General features: G+C 32.4%; 8 protein-coding genes. All 8 read left to right on the top strand.

All coding sequences use genetic code 11. The annotated features are described in order from the left end of the window. The coding region (locus ACH2BG_RS06835) for a cbb3-type cytochrome c oxidase subunit I (RefSeq protein WP_395046963.1) at positions 1 to 1,877 on the top strand (1,877 nt) is incomplete at its 5' end. Positions 1,878 to 1,886: 9 nt separating this feature from the next. Then, positions 1,887 to 2,900 carry a cytochrome c gene (locus ACH2BG_RS06830; protein ID WP_395046962.1) on the top strand — a complete coding sequence of 338 codons (1,014 nt, stop codon included), beginning with the start codon at positions 1,887 to 1,889 and terminating at the stop codon, positions 2,898 to 2,900. A gap of 122 nt (positions 2,901 to 3,022) precedes the next feature. Beyond that, positions 3,023 to 3,277, top strand: coding sequence for a hypothetical protein (locus ACH2BG_RS06825; protein WP_395046961.1), 255 nt, complete (start codon positions 3,023 to 3,025; stop codon positions 3,275 to 3,277). A gap of 6 nt (positions 3,278 to 3,283) precedes the next feature. Next, positions 3,284 to 3,691, top strand: coding sequence for a cytochrome C (locus ACH2BG_RS06820; RefSeq protein ID WP_395046960.1), 408 nt, complete (start codon positions 3,284 to 3,286; stop codon positions 3,689 to 3,691). 120 nt (positions 3,692 to 3,811) lie between these two features. Further along, on the top strand, positions 3,812 to 4,411 hold the full coding sequence (locus tag ACH2BG_RS06815; protein WP_395046959.1) for a hypothetical protein: 600 nt from the start codon (positions 3,812 to 3,814) through the stop codon (positions 4,409 to 4,411). Between the two features lie 14 nt (positions 4,412 to 4,425). Then, positions 4,426 to 5,505 (top strand): efflux RND transporter periplasmic adaptor subunit, encoded by a 1,080-nt coding sequence (locus ACH2BG_RS06810; RefSeq protein WP_395046958.1) that lies wholly within the window; start codon positions 4,426 to 4,428, stop codon positions 5,503 to 5,505. Beyond that, complete coding sequence (locus ACH2BG_RS06805) at positions 5,505 to 6,761, top strand: ABC transporter permease (RefSeq protein WP_395046957.1); 1,257 nt, start codon at positions 5,505 to 5,507, stop codon at positions 6,759 to 6,761. The genes ACH2BG_RS06810 and ACH2BG_RS06805 overlap by 1 nt, the downstream gene beginning before the upstream one ends. A gap of 117 nt (positions 6,762 to 6,878) precedes the next feature. After that, positions 6,879 to 7,556, top strand: coding sequence for an ABC transporter ATP-binding protein (locus ACH2BG_RS06800; protein WP_395046956.1), 678 nt, complete (start codon positions 6,879 to 6,881; stop codon positions 7,554 to 7,556). Positions 7,557 to 7,656: the final 100 nt, after the last annotated feature.

Below are 7,656 nucleotides of genomic sequence, written 5' to 3'. Positions count from 1 at the left end.
AAAATTTAAGCAAAACACAAATCCAAAAATTCATTAAACTAAAAAAGTCCAATCAGTTGAAAAACAACAATTCAAACATTTTAAAAACTATTGGTTTTATATTTTTTTCAAACAGCATTTTTGCTCAAGATCCAAGCAATCCCAAAGAGAACTTTTTCAGCCAACCCGGAATAATTATTACGGTTATTATTGTTTTGATTCCCATTTTATTAGCTGTAATTTTTTCGATGATAAAAGCAAATAATGCTATAAAAAACTACCTCAACAAAGGAAAAGAAGCTGAAGCTAGAGAATTTGCGACTCATATTGACGAGTTAGAGAATCAAGAAATAGAAGAAAATTTAGTAAAACGAGAATACGCATTAGATTATAATTTATCCAATAACGAACTTTCTGGAACCGAAAAAGCTGAAGACAAAAAGGGAATTCTAAACAACATTCGTGAAAAGCATGAAACACATTTTGTTTCTCTGAAAAAGAAAGCAGTTCGAAAACCAAGTTTAGAACCCCTCATTGCTAAATTGATTATTTGGTATTTTGGTTGTGCAACATTTTGGTTAATTATCGGAACTGGAATTGGCGAATATCTCGGAATTAAATTCGTAGCACCAGACATCGATCACGCGAGTTGGTTGAGTTTCGGACGATTGCGACCCGTGCACACTAATATTGTTTTTTGGGGTTGGGCATCTTTAGGAATGATTGGACTTGGATATTATGTTGTCCCAATAGTAAGTAATACCAAAATTTACAGCGTAAAACTCGGTTGGATTGCGTTAATCTTGACTAATTTAATGGTAATTCTAGGCACAATTTGTTTAATGTCTGGCATCAATAATGGCGGTGGCGAATTCCGTGAATACATTTGGCCAGTAATGGCATTCTTCGCTGTAGCCTTGATTTTAACGGTGGCCAATTTTATAATGACGGTCGCCAATCGAACGACAAAAGAAATTTATATCTCGAATTGGTACATCGTTTCTGCCATAATATTTACAATTATTGTTGCCCTAACTGCATATTTGCCTTTCTGGCAAGATGGCGTTTCCGAAACTATTGTTCAGGGCTATTTTATGCATTCTGGTGTTGGTATGTGGTTTACGCTTTATACTTTGGGATTACTGTATTATTTTATTCCGCAACAAATCAACAAACCAATTTATGCATATAGTTTAGGGATTTTAGCATTTTGGACACAAATAATTTTCTACACAATTATAGGAACACACCATTTTATTTTTGCACCTATCGCTTGGTGGTTGCAAACGGTCGCCATTGTTGGAAGCGCTGGAATGATTATTCCTGTATTCGCTGGAACCATCAATTTTGTAGCAACTTTCAAAGGAAATTGGCACAAAGTGACCACAAGTTATACCTTACCGTTTTTTCTGATGGCAGTCATTTATTACTTTTTAGTTTCAATGCAAGGTACAGCCGAAGCGTTTAAATTCACCAATTTATTGTGGCACTTTACAGATTTTACAGTTGCTCACGCACATTTAGGTTTTTACGGAATTATCACATTTACACTTTGGGGCGGAATGTATGTCGTAATGCCAAGATTAACTGGCAAAGAACCACCACAACATTTAGTTGGCGTACATTTTTGGTTGGCATTTATCGGATTATTATTTTATTCTGTCCCTCTATCAATTGGTGCAACCTTACGTGGTTTAATGTGGATGGATGGAAAGCCATTTATTGACAGCGTAGTTTTAATGTTTGATTTTTGGGTTTGGCGTGCCATCGGCGGAAGTTTAATGTTTATTTCCCATTTAATTTTTGCTTATAATTTTTACCGAATGACAACAAAAGAGGTTGAGGAATTAGATGTAAAAGAAGAAGCTTTCCGAATTTTAGATCAACAAAATAAATAATTTACAGCTATGAATATCTTCAACAATCACATCAGATTATACATCACAGCCGGACTTTTATTTGTATTGCTAACGTATTTAACGGTAATTATGCCCGCATTTCAAAATCAATATTCCAATATGCCTTTGCCTGGAACCAAACCACTTTCTGGTGATGCCAAAGCAGGAAAACTTATTTACATTGCCGAAGGTTGTGTAGGTTGCCACTCACAACAAGTGAGGAATGTCGAAATGGATAAAATGTTTGGTTCTCGTCCAGGAATGGCTGCCGATTATGCCAATATTGGACGCACCAGCATTTGGCAAAACACTGCAACATTAATGGGAACGGAACGAACTGGACCTGATTTAACCGATGTTGGAAACCGTCAAGCCAGTAAAGATTGGAATTTAATGCATTTATACCAACCGCGAAGCGTGGTCAAACAATCAATTATGCCATCCTATAAATGGCTTTTTGAAATCAAATTGAAACCATCAAAAAACGATGTAGTAGTCAGTATGCCAGACGAATTTCTAAACGGAAAACCTGGAAAATTAGTCGCTAAAAATGAAGCTTTACAATTGGTTGCCTACATTTTATCGCTCAAGCAAACGCCATTGCCAACAGGAACAATTCCACAAGAATTTTTATATAAAAAAGCAGTGGGCGACATTCTAAGTTCAAAAACTGGAGACAAAACCGTCGACGGAAAAGCGCTTTACCAAGCCAATTGTGCCGCCTGTCATCAAGCCAATGGCGAAGGTCTCAAAGGTGCATTTCCGCCATTGAAAGGAAGTCCTGTCGTGACTGGCGAAAACCTCGAATTGTACGTCGATATTATAATGAATGGCTACGATGCCAGAGCCGATTATGGCGTGATGGCGGCAGTTGGAAACAATATGAATTTCACCGAATTTGATGTTTCCGCCATCATAAATTACGAGCGAAATTCGTGGGGAAACAAAGGCAAAGAAGTAACGCCCGAAGAAATTAAAAAAATTATGGATTTTATAAAAATTAAAGTTTCCTCAGAGAATTAAACTCATCATTTTGTCATTTCGACAAAGGAGAATTGACAAATAACTCAAAAAATTAATATGATTTTTTAATTTGTTAAAATTAGTACTACCGAAGAATCGGAATGTGTCAAAAAATACATATTATGAAAAAAGCAATCACATTTCTATTCCTAATTCTTTTTGAAATCACAGCATTTGCCTGTCCTGTTTGCAAAAGAAACCAGCCCAAAGTCTTGCGTGGCATTGTTCACGGACCAGGACCAGAGAGTAATTGGGATTATGTAAGCATCGTTATCACAATTATTATTACAGTTTTTGCTTTAATTTATTCTGTAAAATGGCTTTTGAAACCAAATGAAAACAATCAAGATCATATTAAATATTCCATCTTTAAATAAATTAAAATGAAAAATAATAGTTCTGTTTTTATATTTCTAGATGAAGAAATACAACCATTTGGGGAATTTTCAGTTCCAATAAATTTTGAATTTGACACTACTAAATTGGTCGATGGCGAACACATTCTCAAAATTGTGAGCAAAGATCCAACAGGCAAAGAAGGCGTTCGTAAAATTCCATTTTTTGTAAGAAATGGTCCATCAATTGCAGTTGAAGGCATTGCTGAAAATGATACAGTCGATGGCATTATCCCAATAATGATAAACGCATACGGCAAAGGCGATCAAAAACAGTTTTTAATCGAAGGTAGCGAAACACCACAATCAACACCTGCTTGGTTTTGGGCGATAATCATTGGATTTATTGGGTTTGCCATTTATTATTTTATTGTAGAAATGACCAGAGGAAAATAATTGTTGTTAGTATCTATGAATATTACAACTTATACATAAAATTTAATAGTTTGTTTTTCATACAAAAAAACAAACTTTGATGGTTTAAAGTCTCATTTTCTTATATTAAAAAATAATTTTATGAAAAAAATACTTTTACCCTTACTATTGCTACTAATTTCTTGCACTTCAACAAAAATTGTTAGCAGTTGGTGCGAATCAAACAGGGAAACCAAGATTAATAATCTCAAAAAAGTTCTGGTTGTTTCATTATTCAAAAATGAAACCAGTCAACGCAAAGCTGAAGATCAAATAGTTGTTTATCTGCATGAAAAAGGGATACAATCTTACAACTATTTCAAATCTAATTTCAATTCGGTTAATGAAGAATCCATTCGCAATAAAATAAAAGAAGACGGTTTTGACTGTGCAGTAAGAATGAGATCGATTGATGTTGATAAAGTAAAGATTTACACACCTGATGAAACCAATTTTTATCCAATGTATTACAGATATTTTAGTGGTTATTATTTCAATAGATGGAATTATAGCTCAACACTAGGATTTTATACAACAACTAAAATTTTCACAGTTGAAACTAATGTGTTTTCAATCAAGGAAGACAAAATTATTTGGACAGCTTTGACCGACACTACCAATCTAGATCGCTTAAAAAATATGACTGACGAAATTGCCAAAGTGGTTTACAAACCATTAGTAAAAGACGGATTTTTCAATTAATAGTAATAAATCAGATGCAAAAAATAATTTTTATAGTGTTATTACTTTTAGTTTCTTGTAAAGACAAACTCGAGCAAACCAAACCAACAATTGGCGATGTAACCGAAAGCGTTTATGCATCCGGAATTATTAAATCTCAGAATCAATATACCGTTTTTTCGACCGTAAGTGGCATTCTTAAAAAAATTAATGTTGTTGCTGGACAAACGATTGCCAAAGATCAATTGTTGTTTGAATTGGAAAATGATAAAGCCCAATTAAACACCGAAAACGCAAGATTGACCTATCAATTAAGTCAAAATAACAACCGTTATATTCAAGATAAAATTGTCGAAATGGAAATAAAAGTTCAAATGTCACGAGATAAATTGGTGGTTGATAAATCTTTATTTGATAGAAATAATCGAATCAAGCAATACAATGGGATATCAGAAGTAGATTTTGAAAAAGTCGAATTGGCATACAAATCATCACAGCTAAATTTAAAAACTTCTCAGAAACAATTGTCACAACTCATAGCTCAATTAAAATTTGACCAAAATAAAAACAATATTTTATTGCAAATTGGTCAAAAAACACAAAATGATTTTCAAATTAAAAGTGCTTTTTCAGGTGAATTATTTGATGTTTTGGTAAAAGAAGGAACATTGATAACGCCACAAATTCAGTTGGCAATTATTGGTCAAAAAAACGCTTTTTTATTAGAACTAGAAGTGGATGAAAACGATATGGCTCGTGTAAAATTAAATCAGTCGGTTGTGATCACATTAGACAGTTATAAAAACCAAGTTTTTGATGCTAAAATAGATAAAATTTATCCGATTATGAATGAACAATCTCGAACTTTTAAAATTGAAGCACATTTTGTAAATCCACCTAAAAAATTGTATCCAAATCTTTCGGCCGAAGCCAATATTGTCATTCAAACTAAAAAAAATGCGATTACTATTCCGAAAGTTTATCTGCTAAAAGGCGATTCTATTCAAATTGGTAAAAAAGAAAAACGCAAAGTTAAAATTGGTATGTCAGATTATCAAAAAGTTGAAATTTTACAAGGTTTAAAAGCTGATGAAATAATTTATAAACCAAAATAATGAATTATAAACTGATTTTAAATATTGCCATTCATTTGCTTCGAGCCCGACTCAAACAAACTATTGTTGCAGCAGTTGGCGTGACTTTTAGTATATCAATGTTTATTGCTTTGGTTAGTTTTATGAATGGTTTAAACGATTTGTTAGATGGATTAATGCTTAACAAAACACCACATGTCCGATTATATAATGAAGTAAAACCATCGCAAAATCAACCCATTTCACTTTCTGAAAAGTATAAAAACAATGCTAATTTTGTCAATTCTATAAAACCAAAAGACAGAGGAAAATCTATTTATGACAGCAAAAAAATCATTGCGGATTTAAAACTCGACAAACGCATTATTGATGTTGCTGCCAAAATAAACACACCAGTTTTTTTTAATTCTGGCACCATAGAAATTGCAGGTGTCATTAATGGAATAGAAATTGAACCAGAAGAAAAATTATTTAAAATTTCAGAGAATGTTATTGACGGAAATATAGCTGATTTATCTCAAAATAACAGCATCATTATTGGTAAAGGTTTGGCAGAAAAAATGCTATTGGTTAAAGGTGATAAAATTAATATTACTTCATCACGAGGCAATTTAGTGATGCTAAAAGTAGTAGGGATGTCACAAACTGGTGTTGCCGAATACGATAATACATTCAGCTATACTTCGCTAGAAACGGCTCAAAAGTTATTAGATGAACCTACAAATTACATTACAGATATTCAAATAAAATTATTTGATATGAATTCGGCACCACAAGTTGCTAAAGAATTTTCAGAGAAATACAATACAGATGCCATAGATTATCAAACGGCTAACGCGCAATTTGAAACGGGAAGTTCAGTGAGAACTATTATTTCTTATGCTGTGGGATTGGTTTTATTATTGGTTGCTGGTTTCGGAATTTATAATATTCTAAACATGATGATTTACGAAAAAATGGATACAATTGCTATTTTAAAAGCCACTGGTTTTTCTGGTAATGATGTGAAATGGATTTTTATTTTGTTGTCCTTAATTATAGGTGTGGCTGGCGGATTATTTGGATTGTTGTTCGGATTTATTTTCTCGTCAATAATTAGTATTATTCCGTTTGAAACCCCTTCGTTGCCAACTATAAAAACGTATCCTATTAATTTCAATGGTATTTATTACATGATAAGTATGATTTTTGCGCTTTTTACAACCACAATTGCAGGATTATTTCCTGCATTAAAAGCCAGTAAAGTCGATCCAGTTGAAATTATAAGGGGAAAGTGAAAATGATTGTAGATTTTAGATTAGTTTTTTTTGATTTAAGATTTATAAAACTTATCCCTAATGGGTCAAAAAAATAAATTGTATGTTTTTAAATCTTAAAAATCAATTATAAAAAAAATGGAAAATAAAATTCTTGAAGCCATAAATATCTCAAAAACTTTTCATGAAACGATGGATGTAAAGATTTTAAAAGATATTAATTTTTCAATAAACAAAGGCGAATTTGCTTCGATAATGGGAAAATCTGGTTGTGGAAAATCAACTTTGTTGTACATTTTATCTACGATGGATAGTGAATTTGAAGGTGATTTAAAAGTCGATTCAGTTTCTATGAAAGACAAACCTGATGCTGAATTAGCAATTGTACGAAATGAAAAAATTGGATTTGTATTTCAGTTTCATTATTTGTTAAATGAATTTTCGGTTTTGCAAAACGTAATGTTACCTGGATTAAAACTGGCAAAATTGTCTAGCAAAGAAGTTGAAGTAAATGCGTACGAAAAACTTAAAGTTTTAGGAATTCAAGACAAAGCATTGAACAGTCCAAACAAATTATCTGGTGGAGAAAAACAGCGCGTTGCCATAGCTCGTGCTTTGATTAACAATCCATTGATAATTATGGGTGACGAACCAACAGGAAATTTAGACAAAAAAAATTCAGAAATAGTTTTCGAAGTTTTTAAAGAACTCGCTGAAGTATACAAACAATCTTTGCTGATTGTTACCCACGACAACGATTTTGCTAAACGAACACACAGAATTATCGAAATGGAAGATGGGAGAATTATTTTATAAAAATACCTTTTCAAATTTAAAAAACATGAAAACAACACTCATTATTCTGGGGATTATTTTATTGATTTTACTAATTGGTAAAATTAATTTTAAATTGAAA

Origin of the sequence: Flavobacterium sp. (assembly GCF_043779715.1) — a bacterium.
In the GTDB taxonomy this organism is placed as follows: Bacteria; Bacteroidota; Bacteroidia; order Flavobacteriales; family Flavobacteriaceae; genus Flavobacterium.
This window is presented reverse-complemented; position numbering and strand designations above follow the sequence as displayed.

Coding starts and splice junctions, on each gene's coding strand:
- ACH2BG_RS06830 (WP_395046962.1), top strand. CDS start 1,887: ATGAATATCTTCAACAATCACATCAGATTATACATCACAGCCGGACTT.
- ACH2BG_RS06825 (WP_395046961.1), top strand. CDS start 3,023: ATGAAAAAAGCAATCACATTTCTATTCCTAATTCTTTTTGAAATCACA.
- ACH2BG_RS06820 (WP_395046960.1), top strand. CDS start 3,284: ATGAAAAATAATAGTTCTGTTTTTATATTTCTAGATGAAGAAATACAA.
- ACH2BG_RS06815 (WP_395046959.1), top strand. CDS start 3,812: ATGAAAAAAATACTTTTACCCTTACTATTGCTACTAATTTCTTGCACT.
- ACH2BG_RS06810 (WP_395046958.1), top strand. CDS start 4,426: ATGCAAAAAATAATTTTTATAGTGTTATTACTTTTAGTTTCTTGTAAA.
- ACH2BG_RS06805 (WP_395046957.1), top strand. CDS start 5,505: ATGAATTATAAACTGATTTTAAATATTGCCATTCATTTGCTTCGAGCC.
- ACH2BG_RS06800 (WP_395046956.1), top strand. CDS start 6,879: ATGGAAAATAAAATTCTTGAAGCCATAAATATCTCAAAAACTTTTCAT.